This window comes from Cronobacter muytjensii ATCC 51329 (assembly GCF_001277195.1).
GTDB classification, from domain to species: Bacteria; Pseudomonadota; Gammaproteobacteria; order Enterobacterales; family Enterobacteriaceae; genus Cronobacter; species Cronobacter muytjensii.
The window spans coordinates 1100069-1119034 of the sequence record NZ_CP012268.1; the positions used below are offsets into that span (position 1 = coordinate 1100069).

At 60.0% G+C, this 18966-nt stretch carries 18 protein-coding genes; 10 read left to right on the forward strand and 8 right to left on the reverse strand.

Going from position 1 to position 18966, the window contains the following annotated elements; genetic code table 11:
- The first annotated feature begins 99 nt into the window (after nt 1–99).
- Nucleotides 100–1032: a tRNA dihydrouridine(16) synthase DusC gene (gene dusC / locus AFK63_RS05105; RefSeq protein ID WP_038861826.1), complete on the forward strand. Its 933-nt coding sequence runs from the start codon at nt 100–102 to the stop codon at nt 1030–1032.
- On the opposite strand, the gene AFK63_RS05110 is transcribed toward dusC, so the two are convergent.
- Nucleotides 1019–1957, reverse strand: a complete 939-nt coding sequence (locus tag AFK63_RS05110; RefSeq protein ID WP_038861829.1) for a LysR family transcriptional regulator — start codon at nt 1955–1957, stop codon at nt 1019–1021. The genes dusC and AFK63_RS05110 overlap by 14 nt on opposite strands.
- A gap of 75 nt (nt 1958–2032) precedes the next feature.
- Here AFK63_RS05110 and AFK63_RS05115 point away from each other — a divergent pair, with 75 nt between their 5' ends.
- Nucleotides 2033–2989 (forward strand): MBL fold metallo-hydrolase, encoded by a 957-nt coding sequence (locus AFK63_RS05115; protein WP_038861831.1) that lies wholly within the window; start codon nt 2033–2035, stop codon nt 2987–2989.
- Nucleotides 2990–3025: 36 nt separating this feature from the next.
- Here the strand turns inward: AFK63_RS05115 and yohP are convergent, their stop codons facing one another.
- Nucleotides 3026–3109: a small membrane protein YohP gene (gene yohP / locus AFK63_RS21775; RefSeq protein WP_071603651.1), complete on the reverse strand. Its 84-nt coding sequence runs from the start codon at nt 3107–3109 to the stop codon at nt 3026–3028.
- A 173-nt stretch (nt 3110–3282) separates the two neighbouring features.
- Here yohP and AFK63_RS05120 point away from each other — a divergent pair, with 173 nt between their 5' ends.
- A complete protein-coding gene (locus tag AFK63_RS05120; protein ID WP_038861836.1) occupies nt 3283–4059 on the forward strand; it encodes an SDR family oxidoreductase in 777 nt (258 codons plus the stop codon).
- On the opposite strand, the gene AFK63_RS05125 is transcribed toward AFK63_RS05120, so the two are convergent.
- Nucleotides 4056–4622, reverse strand: coding sequence for a DedA family protein (locus AFK63_RS05125; RefSeq protein WP_038861837.1), 567 nt, complete (start codon nt 4620–4622; stop codon nt 4056–4058). The two genes, AFK63_RS05120 and AFK63_RS05125, sit on opposite strands and share 4 nt — an antisense overlap.
- Nucleotides 4623–4806: 184 nt before the next feature.
- On the opposite strand from AFK63_RS05125, the gene AFK63_RS05130 reads away from it, so the two are divergent.
- Nucleotides 4807–5394: a Yip1 family protein gene (locus AFK63_RS05130; RefSeq protein WP_038861838.1), complete on the forward strand. Its 588-nt coding sequence runs from the start codon at nt 4807–4809 to the stop codon at nt 5392–5394.
- 166 nt (nt 5395–5560) lie between these two features.
- Nucleotides 5561–6493, forward strand: coding sequence for a D-alanyl-D-alanine endopeptidase (pbpG, locus tag AFK63_RS05135; protein ID WP_038861841.1), 933 nt, complete (start codon nt 5561–5563; stop codon nt 6491–6493).
- A 1-nt stretch (nt 6494) separates the two neighbouring features.
- Here pbpG and AFK63_RS05140 read toward each other — a convergent pair whose 3' ends face one another.
- Entirely contained in the window at nt 6495–7049 is a 555-nt protein-coding gene (locus tag AFK63_RS05140; RefSeq protein ID WP_038861842.1) for a GNAT family N-acetyltransferase, read from the reverse strand.
- Between the two features lie 92 nt (nt 7050–7141).
- Nucleotides 7142–8893: a D-lactate dehydrogenase gene (gene dld, locus AFK63_RS05145; RefSeq protein ID WP_050568128.1), complete on the reverse strand. Its 1752-nt coding sequence runs from the start codon at nt 8891–8893 to the stop codon at nt 7142–7144.
- Nucleotides 8894–9086: 193 nt separating this feature from the next.
- Between dld and bglX the strand changes: the two genes are divergently transcribed.
- From bglX to AFK63_RS05170, 5 genes are all read left to right on the forward strand, one after another.
- Nucleotides 9087–11384 (forward strand): beta-glucosidase BglX, encoded by a 2298-nt coding sequence (gene bglX / locus AFK63_RS05150; protein ID WP_038861847.1) that lies wholly within the window; start codon nt 9087–9089, stop codon nt 11382–11384.
- A 156-nt stretch (nt 11385–11540) separates the two neighbouring features.
- A complete protein-coding gene (osmF, locus tag AFK63_RS05155) occupies nt 11541–12449 on the forward strand; it encodes a glycine betaine ABC transporter substrate-binding protein OsmF (RefSeq protein ID WP_038861850.1) in 909 nt (302 codons plus the stop codon).
- Between the two features lie 29 nt (nt 12450–12478).
- Nucleotides 12479–13636, forward strand: a complete 1158-nt coding sequence (locus AFK63_RS05160) for an ABC transporter permease (RefSeq protein WP_038861852.1) — start codon at nt 12479–12481, stop codon at nt 13634–13636.
- On the forward strand, nt 13629–14570 hold the full coding sequence (locus AFK63_RS05165) for an ABC transporter ATP-binding protein (RefSeq protein ID WP_038861856.1): 942 nt from the start codon (nt 13629–13631) through the stop codon (nt 14568–14570). Before AFK63_RS05160 ends, AFK63_RS05165 begins: the two co-directional genes overlap by 8 nt.
- On the forward strand, nt 14563–15294 hold the full coding sequence (locus tag AFK63_RS05170; RefSeq protein ID WP_038861857.1) for an ABC transporter permease: 732 nt from the start codon (nt 14563–14565) through the stop codon (nt 15292–15294). The genes AFK63_RS05165 and AFK63_RS05170 overlap by 8 nt, the downstream gene beginning before the upstream one ends.
- Here the strand turns inward: AFK63_RS05170 and AFK63_RS20985 are convergent.
- The 3 genes from AFK63_RS20985 to metG form a co-directional block, all read right to left on the reverse strand.
- Nucleotides 15272–15382, reverse strand: a complete 111-nt coding sequence (locus AFK63_RS20985) for a protein YohO (protein WP_032967300.1) — start codon at nt 15380–15382, stop codon at nt 15272–15274. The two genes, AFK63_RS05170 and AFK63_RS20985, sit on opposite strands and share 23 nt — an antisense overlap.
- 59 nt (nt 15383–15441) lie before the next feature.
- On the reverse strand, nt 15442–16185 hold the full coding sequence (locus tag AFK63_RS05175) for a MerR family transcriptional regulator (protein WP_038861860.1): 744 nt from the start codon (nt 16183–16185) through the stop codon (nt 15442–15444).
- 193 nt (nt 16186–16378) lie between these two features.
- Complete coding sequence (metG, locus tag AFK63_RS05180) at nt 16379–18412, reverse strand: methionine--tRNA ligase (protein ID WP_038861862.1); 2034 nt, start codon at nt 18410–18412, stop codon at nt 16379–16381.
- Nucleotides 18413–18966 lie beyond the last annotated feature (554 nt).

Here is an 18966-nt window from a genome sequence, read left to right on the forward strand (position 1 = left end):
TTCGGCGGGCGCTCTTTTACACTCTGACGCCGCGCCAGCACATTCCCTTCGCGATGGGGAGGCGCTACCATAGCGCCTCTTTTTTTAGCGGGTAGCGTTATGCGTGTTTTACTGGCGCCGATGGAAGGCGTGCTTGATTCTCTGGTGCGTGAACTGCTCACCGGGGTGAATGATTACGATCTCTGCATCACGGAGTTTCTGCGCGTGGTGGATAGCCTGCTGCCGGTAAAGTCGTTTTATAAACTCTGCCCGGAACTCCATAACGAGAGCCGCACGCCGTCCGGTACGCGGGTGCGGGTGCAACTGCTCGGCCAGCATCCGCAGTGGCTGGCTGAGAACGCCGCCCGCGCGGTGGCGCTCGGCTCGTGGGGCGTCGATCTTAACTGCGGCTGCCCCTCGAAGCTGGTGAACGGCAGCGGCGGCGGCGCCACGCTGTTAAAAGATCCCGACCTTATCTATCGCGGCGCGAAGGCGATGCGCGAAGCGGTGCCCGCGCATCTGCCGGTCACGGTAAAAATTCGTCTCGGCTGGGACAGCGGCGCGCGGCGCTTTGAAATCGCCGACGCTGTACAGCAGGCCGGCGCCACGGAGCTGGTGGTGCACGGGCGCACCAAAGAGGATGGCTATAAAGCGGAGCGTATCAACTGGCAGGCCATCGGCGAGATCCGCGAACGCCTCTCTATTCCGGTTATCGCCAATGGCGAAATCTGGGACTATGCCAGCGCTCAGGCCTGTCTCGCGGCGACGGGCTGCGAGTCGATTATGATTGGTCGCGGCGCGCTCAACGTGCCGAATTTAAGCCGCGTTATCAAATATAACGAGCCGCGCATGCCGTGGCCGGATGTGGTAAAGCTGCTGCAAAAATATACCCGGCTTGAGAAGCAGGGCGACACGGGCATGTATCACGTGGCGCGCATAAAACAGTGGCTCGGCTATCTGCGTAAAGAGTACGCCGAGGCGACGGAACTCTTTAGCGAGATCCGCGCGCTGACCACCTCAGCGGCTATCGCGCAGGCGATCAACCGCCACTGATTGTCTCGCCGCCCGCCAGCAGCGTGCGGATAAACCCGCGCAGCCACATCAGCGCCGGATCGCTGTTATGGCGCTGATGCCAGAGCAGCGCCACGTCAAACGGCGGCACGTCCAGCGGCACCGGGCTTGCGGCAAGCCCCCACGCCGTCTGCCACGGGTCGCACAGGCCCGCAGGCACCGTAGCGAGCGCGGGCATCTGCATCAGCAGCCCTGGCAGGCCGGCAAAATGCGGGGTGGTATAGCAGACGTTGCGGCGCTCGCCCTGGCGTGCCAGCAGGGTATCTATCAGGCTACTCGTCGCCTCCCGGTACGTCACCATCAGATGTGGTTCACGCACGTAATCGGCAAGTGTCAGCGGCGTGTTAAGCGTAAGCTGCGACGGGTGCCAGAGCGTCACGAAAGGCATACTCACCAGCACCTCGCGCTCCTGCCAGCGCGGCCCGGGCGACGCCACGCTTATCGCCATATCCAGCTCGCCTTCTTCCAGACGGCGCGTGTCGTTAAACGGCGAGCTCGCCACCACGCTCAGGCGCAGACCTGGTGCCGCTTCGCGCAGCGCCGGGATCAGCTGCGGCATCAGCCACATCTCCACCCAGTCAGTCATACCGAGCGTAATGGTGGCGCTCGCCTGCTGCGGATGAAAATCGGCCTGCTGGAACAGTGCTGACTGGAGCTGCTCCAGCAGCGGCATCAGCTCGGCGTGTAGGGCGACGGCCCGCGCGGTCGGTTGCATCCGGTGGCCGCTGCGGATAAACAGCGGATCGTCGAACATATCGCGCAGGCGCGAGAGCGCGCCGCTCACGGCGGGCTGGCCGAGATGCAGTTTATCAGCCGCCATCGATACGCTCTGCTCGCGAAACAGCACGGCGAAAGCGATCAACAGATTGAGATCGATTTTACGAAAATCGTTTTCTTTGATAGTCATTATGGCTCCAATCAATTGGAGTGATAGTATTCCGGCGTTGATACTTCGGCAAGGCAAATCACCTGGAGAAACACGATGAAAATCACCGCCGCCTTGCTGGCGCTTTTTAGCGTCACCTTTACCGCGCACGTCAGTGCCGCCCCGCTCGCCGTTAACCCGGCGCAGGCGCCGGGCTATTACCGCATGATGCTGGGCGACTGGCAGATAACGGCCGTCTCCGACGGCACCGTGACCATTCCGACGGATAAACTCTTAACCCGCATCACGCCACAGGCGCTCAATGCGCGGCTCGCCGACGACGCGCTGACCTCGCAGGTTGAAACCTCGATTAACACCTATGTCATCAACACCGGCGACAGGCTGATCCTGGTGGATACCGGCGCAGGCCCGCTGATGGGCGACGCGGGCGGTCATCTGCCAGAGAATCTGCGCGCTGCGGGTATAGATCCTGCGCAAATCGACACCGTCCTGCTGACGCACGTGCATGGCGATCACTCCGGCGGCGTGCAGCGCGACGGCAAGCTGGCCTTCCCGAACGCCACCGTGCGGGTGGATCAGCGCGATGTCGATCTCTGGCTAAATCCCGCCCGGAAAAACGAGGTGGAAGAGAGCCAGCGCCACACCTTTGCGGAATCCGAACGTTCGCTGCGCCCGGTCATTGACGCGGGCAAACTGGGCACGTTCCGCGCGCCAACGCAGATCATGCCAGGCATTGAGGCGCTGCCCGCGCCCGGCCACACGCCCGGCAGCGTTATCTACAAAGTGAGCCGCGGCGGCGAAACACTGCTGCTGTGGGGCGATATTATTCATGTCAAAGCGGTGCAGATGCCGCAGCCTCAGGTGGCTATCCATTTTGACGTCAACCAGGACGGCGCGGTGGCAACGAGAGAGAAAACCCTGAAAATGGCAGCGCAAAGCAACGCCTGGGTCGCGTCGGCGCATATCGCGTTTCCGGGGATCGGTAAGATAAAAGCGCAGGGAGAAGGGTATCGCTGGGTGCCGGTTAACTACAGCAGCCACGGCGCGCAATAACAGAATGGGCGCCGCGGACAGGCGGCGCCCGGTAGATCAGAAGATCATCTTAAACACGCCCGTAACCACCAACAGCCCAATCAGAAAAATAATCAGTACCGCCCACAGAATATATTTCATCGCCACTCCTTATTGTCTTTGCGGGATCCTGTTGATCCATGAAGGTAATTATCAGTATAGAAGCTCCTGCCGGGGCGGCAGAAAAAAGTGCAGATTGCGTTAGCCTGCCAGTCGGCGCTGAATTTTCAGGCATCGCTATACTTAACGCTTTACCGCAACAACCCGGAGGCACCATGCGTTCTGCAAACAAAGTGGCGATTGTCACCGCGTCAGATTCTGGCATCGGCAAGAAGTGTGCGATTTTCCTGGCGAAGCAGGGTTTTGATATTGGCATCACCTGGCATAGCGATGACGAAGGCGCGAAAGAGACGGCGCGTGAAGTGGAAAGCCTGGGGCGGCGCGCTGAGCTTATCCAGCTCAACCTCAGCAACCTGCCGGAAGGCGCGAATGCCATTCAGGAGCTGATCGACCGCTTCGGGCGTATTGACGCGCTGGTCAATAACGCGGGCGCGATGATCAAAGCCCCGTTTCTGGAGATGACGTTCGACGAATGGCGCAGTATCCAGACGGTGGATGTCGACGGCGCGTTTCTCTGCTCGCAGATTGCCGCGAAGGCGATGGTGAAGCAGGGGCAGGGCGGGCGCATCGTCAATATCACCTCGGTGCATGAGCACACGCCGCTGCCGGAGGCGAGCGCGTACACCGCCGCCAAACATGCGCTCGGCGGGTTAACCAAATCGATGGCGCTGGAGCTGGTTGAGCATAACATTCTGGTGAACGCCGTGGCGCCGGGCGCTATCGCCACGCCGATGAATGACATGAAAGAAGGCGACGCGACGCCCGGCTCGATGCCGAATATTCCGCTGGCGCGCCCTGGCGAAACCGAGGAGATAGCCAGCATCGTCGCGTGGCTCTGCTCCGAGGGCGCCACCTATACCACCGGCCAGTCGTTTATCATCGACGGCGGTTTTACGCTGGTGAACCCGCAGTTTAAAGCGCAGGCGTCTTAATCCTCTTTGCTGCTGCGCTTATGCCACAGCCAGCGTAGCAGCAGGACAATCCCCGCCGCCAGCGCCACCCAAATCAGCTGTTTGAGGTGATGATCGAGCCGATGCAGCCAGGGCTCGATCACTTCACCTCCCAGATACCCCAGCGTGGTAAACAGACTCGCCCAGACCACCGCGCCGAGAATATTGAGCGGCAGAAAAAGCTTCGGCGGGATATGGCTCGCGCCAATCAGCAGCGGCCCGATAATGCGAAAACCGTACATAAAGCGGGTGCCAATCACAAACCACGCCGGATGGCGCTGGATAAGTTGTTGGGCGCGCGTAATTTGCTTCTGCTTGCGGGAAAAGCGTCCCAGGGCGCGGGTGCCAAAGCGGCGGCCTGCGAGATAAAGCAACTGGTCGCCTATCATGCCGCCGAGCGCGACTACCAGCACCACCAGCGGAAAATGCAGCAGCCCCTGATGCGCCGCCACGCCGCCCAGTAGCGTCACCGTCTCCCCCTCCGCCAGGCTGCCGAAAAACAGCGTCAGATAACCGTACTGCTCAATCAGGTTATTGATATCCATGAATCAAAAATGCTCCCGTTTGCGTTGCCTGCGTTCGCGGCATGCGCGAAACCAGAAGTATAACGCGCTCGCCGCGCCTTGCCCGGCCAACCGCCCGCGCGTTTTTGTGCTGTTTACTTTTTAATCTGTAGGGCTGAATTATACTTAAAGCACCCGTTCCGGGCGGTCTGTGTCAGGGGGCGTTATGAACCATGTCTGGGGGCTTTTAGCCCATCCCTTTCGCGAAATGCAGGTGATTCGCCGCGAAAACGAAACCGTGTCGCATCACTATACTCACCATGTGCTCATCATGGCGGCGATCCCCGTGATTTGCGCGTTTATCGGCACCACCCAGATTGGCTGGGATTTCGGTGACGGCAACGTGGTCCGGCTGTCGCTGTTTACCGGTTTTTATCTGGCGGTGTTGTTCTATGCGCTGATGCTGGCGGGCGTCGCCATTATGGGCCGTGTTATCAGGTGGATGGCGCGTGACCTCCCGCATCGTCCGTCGCTGGCAAGCTGTATGGTCTTTGCGGGTTATGTGGCGACGCCGCTTTTTCTAAGCGGCATCGTGGCGCTCTATCCGCTGGTGTGGCTCTGCGGGCTGGTGGGCACCCTGGCGCTGCTCTATACCGGGTATCTGCTTTACGTCGGTATCCCGGCGTTTCTCAGTATCAGCGAGGAAGAGGGGCTGCGTTTTTCCGGTTCGACGCTCGCTATCGGCGTCCTGCTGCTGGAAGTGCTGCTGGCGCTGACCGTACTGCTCTGGGGCTACGGCTATCATCTGTTCTGACGCGAGCCGCCGGTGTAAAAACCGGCGGTGCCGCAGCGTGCGCTGAATCTCCTGTAGCGGGAAACGCGAAGGCCGGAGTATCATGCCCGCGCCAGCCATCAATAGTTATTATCATTGGTGGCGGTGCGTTTGATTACGCGCGTGAATTATTTTCCGAACTTTCGCCATGTCGACAAAAATTCGTCTTTCCCTGTTAAGTCTTGCGCTACTGCTGACCGCGCCGCTTTCCACGCCCGCGCTCGCCGCCGCGAAAGCGGCCGCGCCCTCTGTGTCCGCCGCCGAGCCGCAAATCGCCTCCGGCAGCGCCATGATCGTCGATTTGCGCACGAATGAAGTGCTGTTCTCAAGCCATCCGGACCTGGTGCGTCCGATTGCGTCTATTACCAAAGTGATGACCGCAATGGTGGTGCTCGACGCCAGCCTGCCGCTTGATGAGAAGCTGACGGTGGATATCAGCCACACGCCGGAGATGAAAGGCGTCTATTCACGGGTGCGGTTAAACAGCCAGATCAGCCGTAAAAATATGTTGCTGCTGGCGCTGATGTCGTCGGAAAACCGCGCGGCGGCGAGCCTTGCGCACCACTATCCGGGCGGTTACGACGCGTTTATCCGCGCCATGAATGCCAAAGCCAAAGCGCTCGGCATGCGCAACACACGCTTTGTGGAGCCGACGGGGCTTTCCATACACAACGTCTCGACGGCGCGCGATCTCACCAAACTTCTGATTGCCACCAAACAGTATCCGCTGATTGGTCAGCTCAGCACCACGCGCGAAGAGATGGCGACCTTCTCCAACCCGCCGTATACGCTGCCGTTTCGCAACACCAACCATCTGGTCTATCGCGACAACTGGAATATACAGCTGACCAAAACCGGTTTTACCAACGCGGCGGGGCACTGCCTGGTGATGCGTACGCTGATAAAAAACCGCCCGGTGTCGCTGGTGGTGATGGACGCGTTCGGCAAGTACACCCATTTCGCCGACGCCAGCCGTCTGCGCACCTGGCTTGAAACCGGCAAGGCGCAACCGGTGCCTGAAGCGGCGCTTGCCTATAAGCGCCAGAAAGCGGCGCAAATGGCGAACAACAGCGCCGAATAAGTTATTCCGGCAGCGTCCAGTCTCCCTGATTGAGCGGACGCTGCATAATCAGCGTGTCGCGCCAGCCGCCGAACTTAAAACCGACGCTGCGCAAATTCCCCACCACTTCAAACCCCAGCAGCCGGTGCAGCCGCGTCGAGCCGCGATTATTCTCGCCATCGCCTATCACCGCCATCAGTTGCCGCCACGGCCCCTGCTCGCAGCGCTCGATCAGCGCCTGCAACAAACGGCTGCCGATGCCGCGACCGGTCACGCTGGCGTCGATGTAAATGGATTCTTCAAGGGTATAACGATACGCGGGGCGCGGGCGCCAGGGCGAGGCGTAGCTGTAGCCAACCACGATGCCGTCGAGTTCCGCCACCAGCCACGGCAGGCCCTGATCCGTCACGTTTTCCACGCGCGCGGTCATCTCAGCGAGCGTCGGCACGGTTTCTTCAAACGAGGCGCGACCGTGTTCGACATGCCAGCCATAAATCACGCGGATGGCTTCGATATCCCCCGGCGTGACGTCCCGAATCGCGGCCTTCGACGCCGTGAGATGTTCCACAACAGCCATACCTGTATCCTCTGAAAACATACCGCCGGAGGGCTCCGGCGGTATGGGGGATATATTATGCCTGCGCTTAAAAAGAAAACAGCCTGCCAGAATCAGCGGGAGGCGCTGTCCGTTGGCGTTTGTGCGATCCCGGCGGATTTGCCCCAGTATTTCTGCTTCGACGTTTTGCCGATGCCGGGGTTCATGCTGTTGGTCGGGTCATTGGCCTTATAAAATAGTTTTAAGCTCTCCGGCGCTTCATAGAGATGGCCGACGTTATGCTCCGCCGGGTATTGCGCGCCGCGCGCGCGCAGCAGCGCCAGCATCTCTTCTTTGAGCGCATGGACGTCCACCCCTTTTTTAACAATGTAATCCTGATGGAAGACATGGCAGAAGAAGTGGCCGTAATAGAGCTTATGCACCAGCTTGCTGTCGATTTCCGGCGGCAAATGCTCGAACCATTCGGTGTCGTTACGGCGCAGCGCGATATCCAGCGCCAGAATATCTTCTACTTCGTCGGCATGTACCGCGTGGTAGCGCACCGCCGCGCCCGCCGCCGCAAAGCGATGCAGAAACGCCTTGCTGCCTTCTTCCGCCGTACAGGCGAAGAAATCGCCTTCGGCCTCTTTAAAGAACGCGGTCAGCCAGCTGCGCGCCTCTTCGATACCTTCGCCCGCCATTTTCAGCAGCAGATGATGCTCATATTTATCGCGCCAGCTTTTCATGCGCGGCGGCAGGTGGCCGGGGAACAGCCCGCCCAGTTTTTGCATCACGCGGTCGGTAAAGTGCGGTTTGACGAACGGCACTTTCTCAAGCCAGGCGTCGGTGCGGCCTTTGGCGGTAAAGAAGAACGGCATTTTGTCAGTACCGAGCTTGTTGATCATCAGGAAGGTGTCTTTCCCGTAGCGCTCGGCGATGTCGTAGATGTCGCGGTGCATATATTCGCCCGCGACCGGCAGGCTCTGGAAATTCGCGAGAATATGGCGGCGGATCTGCGTCAGGACGTCAGGCTGATTGGTGCCGATATAAAACACCTCCTGGCGCTTTTCAGCCTCGAACGTATCAAGACGCACCGCGAACACCGCGAGTTTCCCGGCACAGCCGGACGCCTCAAACAGCCGCTCCGGGTTGGCGTTATAGCGCGCCGGGCTGTCAGCCTCGATATCGCGCACGCGCTCAATGTAGTGACGGTCAGAGGCCTGGCGCTCGTCGTGGCGCACCGCGGCGGGGTCGATACGGTCATCATCCAGGCGGCCCAGGATCTGCTCCGGCGTCTGGCCGAGATCGATGCCCAGATGGTTAACGAGGCGCAGCCGCCCGGTGTCGTCTATCTGCGCGAACAGCGCCATTTCGGTATACGCGGGGCCGCGATGCACCAGCGCGCCGCCGGAGTTATTGCAGATGCCGCCCATCACCGAGGCGCCGATACAGGAAGAGCCAATCACCGAGTGCGGCTCGCGCCCGAGCGGCTTTAACGCGCGCTCCAGCTGCCAGAGCGTGGTGCCGGGGTAAGCCAGGATCTGCTCGCCCTTATCCAGCAGGTGCAGCTTATCGAGGCGCAGCGTGCTGATAATAATAATGTCGCGATCGTAGTCGTTGCCGTTCGGCGTCGAGCCTTCGGTCAGGCCGGTATTAGCCGCCTGCATCAGAATAATTTTGTCGGCGGCGACGCAAACTTCCAGAACGCGCCATAATTCCAGCAGCGTACCGGGAAAGACAACGGCCAGCGCCTCGCCCTGGCCTGAGCGAAAGCCTTTGCGGTAACGGGCGGTTTTGGCCGGGTCGGTGAGAAGATGGCTGGCGCCGGTGATGCGGGTCAGCTCCGCGATAACCTCATGGTTACCGGAGGTTGATGTCAGGATCATGTTCCACTCCTTGTGGCAGAGAAAAACGCACGTCTCTAAGCATAGCCGTGAATTCGCGACGAGTCCGAAAAGGTTGAAAAATCAGCGTATAAACTTGCGTTTGGCTTCTTCCCTGCTAAGGCTTATGGCACACTGCACACCTTAATCTTTGTGGCGGCAACGTTGCGGCTGCGTCTAAAAGAGAGTTAATCCTATGAAATGGCTTTGTTCTGTGGGTATGGCCGTGAGCCTTGCGCTGCAACCGGCCCTGGCGTCTGAACAGTTCGGCGATCATCCGCTGACGCCCGAAGCGCGGGATGCGTTCGTGACCGATTTACTCAAAAAAATGACGGTCGATGAGAAAATTGGCCAGCTGCGCCTGATTAGCGTGGGGCCGGATAACCCGAAAGAAGCGATTCGGGACATGATTAAAGAGGGACAGGTCGGCGCGATTTTCAATACCGTGACCCGCCCGGATATCCGCGCGATGCAGGATCAGGTGATGCAGTTAAGCCGCCTGAAAATCCCGCTGTTTTTTGCCTACGATGTGCTGCACGGTCAGCGCACCATTTTCCCGAACAGCCTGGGCCTGGCGTCTACCTTTAACCTCGACGCGGTGAAAACCGTGGGCCGCGTGTCGGCGTATGAAGCCGCTGACGACGGTCTGAACATGACCTGGGCGCCGATGGTCGACGTGACGCGCGACCCGCGCTGGGGTCGCGGCTCGGAGGGGTTCGGCGAGGATACCTATCTCACCAGCATGATGGGCAAAACCATGGTGGAGTCGATGCAGGGCAAAAGCCCGGCGGACCGCTACTCGGTCATGACCAGCGTGAAACACTTCGCCGCTTACGGCGCCGTGGAGGGCGGTAAAGAGTACAACACCGTTGATATGAGCTCCCAGCGCCTGTTCAACGACTACATGCCGCCGTACAAAGAGGCGCTCGACGCGGGCAGCGGCGGGGTAATGATTGCGCTTAACTCCCTGAACGGCACCCCGGCGGCGTCCGATGGCTGGCTGCTAAAAGATCTGCTGCGCGGCGACTGGGGCTTTAAAGGCATTACCATTTCCGACCACGGCGCGATTAAAGAGCTTATCAAACACGGTACGGCATCCGGCCCGGAAGACGCAGTGCGCGTGGCGATTAAATCCGGCGTTGATATGAGCATGGCGGATGAGTATTACAGCAAATATCTGCCGGATCTTATCAAGAGCGGCAAAGTGACAATGGCCGAACTTGACGACGCCACCCGTCACGTGCTGAACGTCAAATATGACATGGGGCTGTTTAACGATCCGTACAGTCATCTGGGGCCGAAAGAATCCGACCCGAAAGACACCAACGCCGAGAGCCGCCTGCACCGCGACGACGCGCGTCGCGTGGCACGCGAAAGCCTGGTGCTGCTGAAAAACCGCCTGGAGACGCTGCCGCTGAAAAAATCCGGCACTATCGCGGTGGTCGGGCCGCTCGCTGACAGCAAGCGCGACATGATGGGCAGCTGGTCAGCGGCGGGCGTGGCGGATCAGTCCGTGACGCTGCTGCAGGGCATGAAAAACGTGGCGGGCGATAAGGCGAAAATTCTCTTCGCCAAAGGCGCGAACGTCACCGACGATAAAGGTATTGTCGACTTCCTGAATCTCTACGAGCCGGCTGTGGTCGTGGATAAACGCACGCCGAAGGAAATGATCGATGAAGCGGTGAACGTCGCGAAGCAGTCTGACGTGGTCGTGGCAGTGGTCGGCGAAGCCCAGGGCATGGCCCATGAGGCGTCCAGCCGTACTGACCTGACCATTCCGCAGAGCCAGCGCGATCTGATTAGCGCGCTGAAAGCGACCGGTAAACCGCTGGTGCTGGTGCTGATGAATGGCCGCCCGCTGGCGCTGGTGAAAGAAGATCAGCAGGCGGACGCGATCCTGGAAACCTGGTTTGCCGGGACCGAAGGCGGTAACGCCATCGCCGACGTGCTCTTTGGCGACTATAACCCGTCGGGCAAGCTGCCAATTTCCTTCCCGCGCTCGGTCGGCCAGATCCCGGTCTACTACAGCCACCTCAACACGGGCCGCCCGTACAACCCGGAAAAACCGAACAAATACACTTCGCGCTACTTTGACGAAGCCAACGGCCCGCTGTACCCGTTCGGTTATGGCCTGAGCTACACCACGTTCAGCGTGTCCGACGTGAAGCTCTCCGCGCCGACCATGAAACGTGACGGCAAAGTGACCGCCAGCGTGACGGTGACCAACACCGGCAAACGCGAGGGCGCGACGGCGGTGCAGATGTATCTTCAGGACGTTACGGCGTCCATGAGTCGTCCGGTGAAACAGCTGCGCGGTTTTGAGAAAGTGACGCTCAAGCCTGGCCAAAGCCAGACCGTCAGCTTCCCGATCGACGTCGAGGCGCTGAAATTCTGGAACCAGCGTATGAAATATGACGCCGAGCCTGGCAAGTTTAATGTCTTTATCGGGCTTGATTCCGCCCGCGTGAAGCAGGGCGAATTCGAACTGCTGTAAACGGTTGTTGAAAGTCAGAGGGCCGGGAAACCGGCCCTTTTTTATGCCGTTTTTCTTCCAAAAAATGCCATTTCCCGTCTTTTCCCTCCGCCCGTAACATTTATCAACTACGCTTTTCTCTTAAGCCCTTAGCGAAGCGGATAAAAGAGGAAAATCATGACGCTGAAACAGTGGAGCGCGGCAGGTCTGTTGCTGCTGGCGGCAGGCGCGCAGGCGGCCGAGCCGGTGAAAGTGGGTTCGAAAATCGACACTGAAGGCGCGCTGCTCGGCAACATTATTTTGCAGGTGCTGGAAAGCCACGGCGTGAAAACGGTCAACAAAGTGCAGCTTGGCACCACGCCAGTGGTGCGCGGAGCCATTACCTCCGGCGAGCTGGATATCTACCCGGAATACACCGGCAACGGCGCGTTCTTCTTTAAACAGGAAAACGATCCGGCCTGGAAAAACGCGCATCAGGGCTACGAGAAAGTGAAAAAGCTCGACGCTGAGCAGAACAAGCTGGTCTGGCTGACGCCTGCGGCGGCGAACAACACCTGGACCATCGCGGTGCGTCAGGATCTGGCGCAGAAGAACAAACTGACCTCGCTTGCCGATCTCAGCCGTTATCTGAAAGCGGGCGGTACGTTTAAGCTTGCCGCCTCGGCGGAATTTATCGAGCGCGCCGACGCGCTGCCGGCATTTGAAAAAGCCTACGACTTTAAACTCAACCAGAACCAGCTGCTGTCGCTTGCGGGCGGCGATACTGCGGTAACTATCAAAGCGGCGGCCCAGCAAACCTCCGGCGTGAATGCCGCGATGGCGTATGGCACCGACGGACCGGTCGCCGCGCTCGGCCTGCAAACGCTCACAGACCCGAAAGGCGTTCAGCCGGTCTACGCGCCAGCGCCGGTGGTACGCGAGGCGGTGCTGAAGGCGTACCCGGACATGCCGCAATGGTTTGAGCCGGTCTTTAAAGCGCTGGATGAGAAAACGCTGCAAACGCTGAACGGCCAGATTGCGGTTGAAGGACTGGATGCCGGTAAAGTGGCGTCGCAGTGGCTGAAAGAAAAAGGACTGGTGAAATAGCGCTCCGGCGCTCGCCTGCAGGAACCGTTTTGTCGATTAGATGCCATAACCGGGTGCTGGTGCTGCTGGCGGCTCTGCTTGCCGCCGCCGCGCTGTTGCCCTTTTTAAATCACGCGCCGAACCGTCTGGTCTCCGGCGCGCCGCTCGGCCTCACTGCGCTGTTTCCCGTCGTCGCGCCCGCGCTCTGGGCGCTACCGCTTTTGCTTTGTCTGCTCGCCTGCGTTCCCGGAAAGCCAGGAGCCTGGCTCGCGCTCATTAGCGCGCAGGGGTTGTTTATCGCGCTGCTTTACGTCACGGGCGCGGAGGCGACGCAGCTTGCCCAGACGGGCAGCCGGCTTGCGCGCACGTCGCCCGGCAGCGGGCTGTGGCTGATGCTGGCCGTCGCGCTCCTTGCCGCGAGCGACGCTATCGGCCGGCTGACGCGTAAGCCCCTCTGGCGCTGGCTGCTGCACGCGCAGATCTGGATAGCGCCGCTGTGGCTGCTGATGAGCGGACACTTCGACGCGTTGTCGCTTCTCAAAGAATACGCCAACCGCCAGACGGTGTTTGATGACGCCACGGCGCGCCATCTGACGCTGCTGTTCAGTACGCTCCTGGCGGCGCTCGTGATTGGCCTGCCGCTCGGGATCCTCTGCCATCGCCGTCCGCGCTGGCAGCCGGGCCTGTTTGCGGCGCTCAATATTATTCAGACAGTGCCGTCGGTCGCGCTCTTTGGCCTGCTGATGGCGCCGCTCGCCGGGCTGGCGCGGGAATTGCCGACGCTTGGCGCGATGGGCGTTTCCGGCACCGGCATGGCGCCTGCGCTGATTGCGCTCACGCTCTATGCGCTGCTGCCGCTGGTGCGCGGCGTGGTGGCCGGGCTTGGCCAGGTGCCCGCGCCGGTGCTGGAGAGCGCGAAAGGCATGGGGATGTCCGCGCGTCAGCGCTTCTGGCATGTCGAAACGCCGCTGGCGCTGCCGGTGTGGCTGCGCAGTCTGCGGGTCGTGGCGGTGCAGACGGTGGGCATGGCGGTGGTCGCCGCGCTTATCGGCGCAGGCGGCTTTGGCGCGCTGGTGTTTCAGGGGTTGCTCAGCAGCGCGCTCGATCTGGTGCTGCTCGGCGTGATTCCCGTGGTAGCGCTGGCCGTAGTGCTGGATGCGCTGTTTACCTTGGTTATCGGGGCGCTGGAGGCGAAACGAGATGATTGAATTTCAGCAGGTCAGTAAATTTTATGACGGCAGTGCTGCGGTAAAGGATATCAGCCTGACGTTTGCAGAGGGCGCGTTCTCGGTGCTTATCGGCACTTCGGGCTCCGGCAAGTCCACCACGCTGAAGATGATTAACCGCCTTGTGGAGCACGACGCGGGTGAGATCCGCTTTGCGGGCGAGGAGATCCGCCGTTTTTCTCCGGAGGCGCTGCGTCGGCGCATGGGCTATGCCATTCAGTCGGTCGGGCTGTTTCCGCACTGGACGGTGGCGCAGAATATCGCCACCGTGCCGCAACTGCTGAAGTGGCCGAAGGCGCGCATTCAGGCGCGGGTGGATGAACTGCTCACGCTGCTCGGGCTGGCGCCTGAGGCGTTTCGCGACCGCTACCCGCACCAGCTCTCCGGCGGGCAGCAGCAGCGCGTCGGCGTGGCGCGCGCGCTGGCGGCCGATCCGGAAGTGTTGCTGATGGATGAGCCGTTCGGCGCGCTCGACCCGGTGACCCGCACCGCGCTGCAACAGGAAATGCGCCGTATTCATCAGTTGCTCGGGCGCACCATCGTGCTGGTGACGCACGACATCGACGAGGCGCTGAGCCTTGCGCAGCATCTGGTGCTGATGGATAACGGTGAAGTGGTGCAGCAGGGCACGCCGCTCTCGCTGCTGACCGCGCCGCGTAACGATTTTGTGCGTGATTTTTTCGGGCGCAGCGAGCTTGGCGTGCGGTTGTTGTCGCTCAAACAGGTCGCGGACTTTATCGAGCCGGGGGCAGGCGAAGGCGAGCCGGTGGCCGAAACCTTAACGCTTCGCGAGGCGATGTCGCTGTTTGTCGAACGCCAGTGCGAGGCGCTGTCGGTGGTGGACGCGCAGGGCGCGCACCGCGGCGTGCTGCGCTTTCGCCATCTGGTGAATCAGCGGGAGGCGCGGGGTGAATAGACTGCGCGATCCGCTGCTCTGGCTGACGCTTGCGTTTATCGCGCTGCTGCTGGCGATGCCGCACAGCGAAGGGCTGTTCCACTGGCTGTTTCCGGGGCTGTCACGCCCGGTCTACCTGCAGGAGAGCTTTGTGGCGCTGACGCTCTCGCATCTGGGGTTAGTGGCAGTTTCAGGCGCGGTGTCGGTCGCCTGCGGCGTCGCCGTGGGCATTGCGGTGACGCGCCCGTGGGGACGCGAGTTTCGCGCGCTCGCCCAGACGCTTGCCGCCGCCGGACAGACGTTTCCGCCGGTGGCGGTGCTGGCGATTGCGGTGCCGGTGATGGGGTTTGGCCGCGAACCCGCCATCGTCGCGCTGATCCTCTACGGCCTTTTGCCGGTGTTGCAGGGCACCCTCGCGGGGCTCAGCGCAGTACCGGAAGATGTCAAAGAGGTGGCGCGCGGCGTCGGCATGAGCCGCGGGCAGATCTTACGCAAGGTGGAACTACCGCTGGCATCTGGCGTGATGCTGGCCGGGATCCGCACGTCGGTGATTATTAATATCGGCACCGCCACGATCGCGTCTACCGTCGGCGCCAGCACGCTCGGCACTCCAATTATCATTGGCCTGAGCGGCTTTAACACGGCGTATGTGATTCAGGGGGCGGTGCTGGTGGCGCTGGCGGCGATTCTGGTAGACAGACTCTTCGAGCGCCTGGCGCGGGTTATGAACCGGAATGCAGGATAACGGTGTAGCCTGCGAGCATTACGCCGCCGATACCGCCGATGGCCATCAGGACCATGCCGGTTATCAGGCTGATTCGGACTAATTTCATGCTGTGCTCCTTATGTTAACCGCGTAATTATACGGTGAAGCGCGACTGTTAATGAACCTTTAAATGGTGTCAGGTTCATGGAGCGAAAAGATCGCATGGCCCTGCTGGCGCCAGGCGGCGATCTGCTCAAGCTGACGCGGCGCGGGCGGCTCGCCGCACCACACCAGCAGCGTTTTACCGGGGAACAGCTCGGGGCGCAACTGCACCAGCGGCTGCGCCAGCACATCCACCCGCCAGCCTTTTTGCACCGCCAGCCAGGCCTCCAGCCACAGTCGCGTGGCATCCTGATGCCCCCAGCCGACTACCAGCGCGTCGTTGCCGGGCTTTTTCCACGCGGATTGCAGGCAGAACGCAACATAATTAATCAGAATGCCGTCGAGTAAACTTAATAACGCATGCAAAGTGGCATGTTGCAACTGCATCCGGCGGCGCAGCGGGGTATAGAGATGATGCACCAGCATCGGGGCCGGGTAGTCGCGCCCAAGCTCGCTTACCCAGTTTCTGACCTGGCCGACGTTACCGCTGCGTAGTTTCGCAAGCAGCATCTCCTGACGCTCGCGCCAGCCTTCCGGCTCATCCGCGCTGTCGCTGCTAAGCAGCGTTTTGACTTTACTGACCTGGACGCCTTGCTCAATCCAGTGTTTGATTTCGCGGATGCGGTCGATATCCGCCTCGCTGAACAGGCGGTGACCGCCGTCGGTGCGCACGGGTTTGAGCAGCCCGTAGCGTCGCTGCCATGCGCGCAGCGTCACCGGGTTTACTTCGCAAAGATCGGCGACTTCGCCAATCGTATATAGCGCCATACTGGTTCTCTTCCTGGGATCGTACCCGTTAAATGTAGTAGGTGTTGCACGAACCGGGAAAAAGAGTTTAAACCAGACCGGTTACGGGTAAAACGGCAATCGGACATGCTCAACGACGGGGCATGGCACGAAAAAAGGGGAGATGTGCATCCCCCCTTTATTTATGACGCCTGCAGCGCGTCGGTGTGGTGAATTATTTCACCTGCTGCCCCGGTTTGGCGCCGCTGTCCGGGCTTAACAGGAAGATATCTTTCCCGCCTGGGCCCGCAGCCATCACCATCCCTTCGGAGATGCCGAAGCGCATTTTACGCGGCGCGAGATTCGCCACCATCACCGTCAGGCGGCCAATCAGCGCCTGCGGGTCCGGGTAAGCGGAGCGGATGCCGGAGAAGACGTTGCGTTTTTCGCCGTCAAGATCCAGCGTCAGGCGCAGCAGCTTGTCGGAGCCTTCCACAAATTCCGCATTTTCGATAAGCGCCACGCGCAGGTCGATTTTCGCGAAATCGTCAAACGTGATGGTGTCCTGGATAGGGTTGTCCGCCAGTTCGCCGGTCGCCGGCGCGGCCGCGGCTTTCACTTCTTCTTTTGACGCTTCCACTAACGCTTCCACCTGTTTCATTTCGATACGGTTATACAGCGCCTTAAAGCTATTCACTTTATGGCCGAGCAGCGGGGCGTTGATGCCATCCCAGGTCAGCCCGGTATTCAGGAACGCCTCGGCGCGCTCGCACAGCTCCGGCAGCACCGGTTTCAGCCAGGTCATCAGCACGCGGAACAGATTAATGCCCATGGAGCAGATCGCCTGCAGTTCGGCATCGCGACCTTCCTGCTTCGCCACGACCCACGGCGCCTGTTCGTCGACATAGCGGTTAGCGAGATCGGCAAGCGCCATGATTTCGCGAATGGCCTTACCAAACTCGCGGCTCTCCCACGCGTTGCCAATGACGACCGCCGCGTCGGTAAAGGTTTTGTAGAGCGCCGGGTCGGCGAGTTCCGCCGCCAGCTCGCCGTCAAAGCGTTTGGCGATAAAGCCTGCGTTGCGCGACGCCAGGTTTACCACTTTGTTAACAATGTCGGCATTCACGCGCTGCACGAAATCTTCCAGGTTCAGGTCGATATCGTCGATGCGCGAGGAGAGCTTCGCCGCGTAGTAGTAACGCAGGCTGTCAGCGTCGAAATGGTTCAGCCAGGTGCTGGCTTTAATAAAGGTGCCGCGCGATTTGGACATCTTCGCGCCGTTGACCGTCACGTAGCCGTGGACAAACAGGTTGGTCGGCTTGCGAAAACCGCTGCCTTCCAGCATTGCCGGCCAGAACAGGCTGTGGAAGTAGACGATATCTTTACCGATAAAGTGATACAGCTCGGCGTCGGAGTCTTTCTTCCAGTATTCGTCAAAGCTTTCGGTGTCGCCGCGCTTGTCGCACAGGTTTTTGAACGAACCCATATAGCCAATCGGCGCATCCAGCCAGACGTAGAAATATTTGCCCGGCGCGTTCGGGATTTCAAAGCCGAAGTAAGGCGCGTCGCGGGAGATGTCCCACTGCTGCAGGCCGGATTCAAACCACTCCTGCATTTTGTTCGCCACCTGCTCCTGGAGCGCGCCGGAACGGGTCCACGCCTGCAGCATTTCGCTAAACGACGGCAGATCGAAGAAGAAGTGCTCGGAATCGCGCATCACCGGCGTGGCGCCGGACACCACGGATTTCGGCTCGATAAGCTCGGTCGGGCTGTAGGTCGCGCCGCAGACTTCACAGTTATCGCCGTACTGATCCGGGGATTTACATTTCGGGCAGGTGCCTTTCACAAAACGGTCCGGCAGGAACATGCCTTTTTCCGGATCGTAGAGCTGCGAAATGGTGCGATTTTTAATAAAACCGTTTTCTTTCAGACGGGTGTAGATAAGCTCCGACAGCACGCGGTTTTCATCGCTGTGGGTTGAGTGATAATTGTCGTAGCTGATGTTAAAGCCTGCAAAATCGGTCTGATGCTCTTTGCTCATCTCGGCAATCATCTGCTCCGGCGTGATGCCGAGTTGCTGGGCCTTGAGCATGATGGGCGTGCCGTGGGCGTCGTCGGCGCAGATGAAATTAACCTCGTGGCCGCGCATTCGCTGGTAACGGACCCAGACATCAGCCTGGATGTGCTCCAGCATATGGCCGAGGTGGATGGAGCCGTTGGCGTACGGCAGCGCGCACGTTACCAGAATTTTCTTCGCGACTTGAGTCATAGTGAGTATTACGTCTTCTGTGGCAAATGGGGCAGTCATAGTAACCGAATCAACCCGCGTTGAGTACCGCGCCGCGGCAAAAGCGCGCAAAAAAGCAGAGGAAAGAGCGACCTGCGGCGACGCCGTGCGCGGCCATCCATTCAGGGCTGGCGGCTGGCGAAGAGCGGGTTGAGCGCGGGTAAGACGATTTTGGTGTGGCGGCGTCACCATACTCGCTCATCGGACACGGGTGCCCGCCGCTGTGTCTGGTTCAGTGGCTCACTCTTATTGGCACAGCGCGTTACCGTCAGCCCGTTAAACGGTGGCAGGCGGCTTACCGCGAGCGAAAAAGAGTGCGTTGGGTTATTTATTATCGTGCGAACATTCTTACAGCTGAACAGAAAGCATGCTGGCACATTTGCAAAACACAGAAACAAAAATGGAATGATAATTACTAGCGATTAGTTATAATGTCTCGGCGTTAAATAGAGCGAAATACTTTTTCTCCACATTTATTTATAAACCCATCAACGTCAGAATAATATCAAGTCCATTTTTACACAGATGTATCACAC

What these genes read in the sequence shown, in the direction of transcription:
- dusC (WP_038861826.1), top strand. Translation starts at nt 100, where the DNA reads ATGCGTGTTTTACTGGCGCCGATGGAAGGCGTGCTTGATTCTCTGGTG.
- AFK63_RS05110 (WP_038861829.1), bottom strand. Translation starts at nt 1,957, where the DNA reads ATGACTATCAAAGAAAACGATTTTCGTAAAATCGATCTCAATCTGTTG.
- AFK63_RS05115 (WP_038861831.1), top strand. Translation starts at nt 2,033, where the DNA reads ATGAAAATCACCGCCGCCTTGCTGGCGCTTTTTAGCGTCACCTTTACC.
- yohP (WP_071603651.1), bottom strand. Translation starts at nt 3,109, where the DNA reads ATGAAATATATTCTGTGGGCGGTACTGATTATTTTTCTGATTGGGCTG.
- AFK63_RS05120 (WP_038861836.1), top strand. Translation starts at nt 3,283, where the DNA reads ATGCGTTCTGCAAACAAAGTGGCGATTGTCACCGCGTCAGATTCTGGC.
- AFK63_RS05125 (WP_038861837.1), bottom strand. Translation starts at nt 4,622, where the DNA reads ATGGATATCAATAACCTGATTGAGCAGTACGGTTATCTGACGCTGTTT.
- AFK63_RS05130 (WP_038861838.1), top strand. Translation starts at nt 4,807, where the DNA reads ATGAACCATGTCTGGGGGCTTTTAGCCCATCCCTTTCGCGAAATGCAG.
- pbpG (WP_038861841.1), top strand. Translation starts at nt 5,561, where the DNA reads ATGTCGACAAAAATTCGTCTTTCCCTGTTAAGTCTTGCGCTACTGCTG.
- AFK63_RS05140 (WP_038861842.1), bottom strand. Translation starts at nt 7,049, where the DNA reads ATGGCTGTTGTGGAACATCTCACGGCGTCGAAGGCCGCGATTCGGGAC.
- dld (WP_050568128.1), bottom strand. Translation starts at nt 8,893, where the DNA reads ATGATCCTGACATCAACCTCCGGTAACCATGAGGTTATCGCGGAGCTG.
- bglX (WP_038861847.1), top strand. Translation starts at nt 9,087, where the DNA reads ATGAAATGGCTTTGTTCTGTGGGTATGGCCGTGAGCCTTGCGCTGCAA.
- osmF (WP_038861850.1), top strand. Translation starts at nt 11,541, where the DNA reads ATGACGCTGAAACAGTGGAGCGCGGCAGGTCTGTTGCTGCTGGCGGCA.
- AFK63_RS05165 (WP_038861856.1), top strand. Translation starts at nt 13,629, where the DNA reads ATGATTGAATTTCAGCAGGTCAGTAAATTTTATGACGGCAGTGCTGCG.
- AFK63_RS20985 (WP_032967300.1), bottom strand. Translation starts at nt 15,382, where the DNA reads ATGAAATTAGTCCGAATCAGCCTGATAACCGGCATGGTCCTGATGGCC.
- AFK63_RS05175 (WP_038861860.1), bottom strand. Translation starts at nt 16,185, where the DNA reads ATGGCGCTATATACGATTGGCGAAGTCGCCGATCTTTGCGAAGTAAAC.
- metG (WP_038861862.1), bottom strand. Translation starts at nt 18,412, where the DNA reads ATGACTCAAGTCGCGAAGAAAATTCTGGTAACGTGCGCGCTGCCGTAC.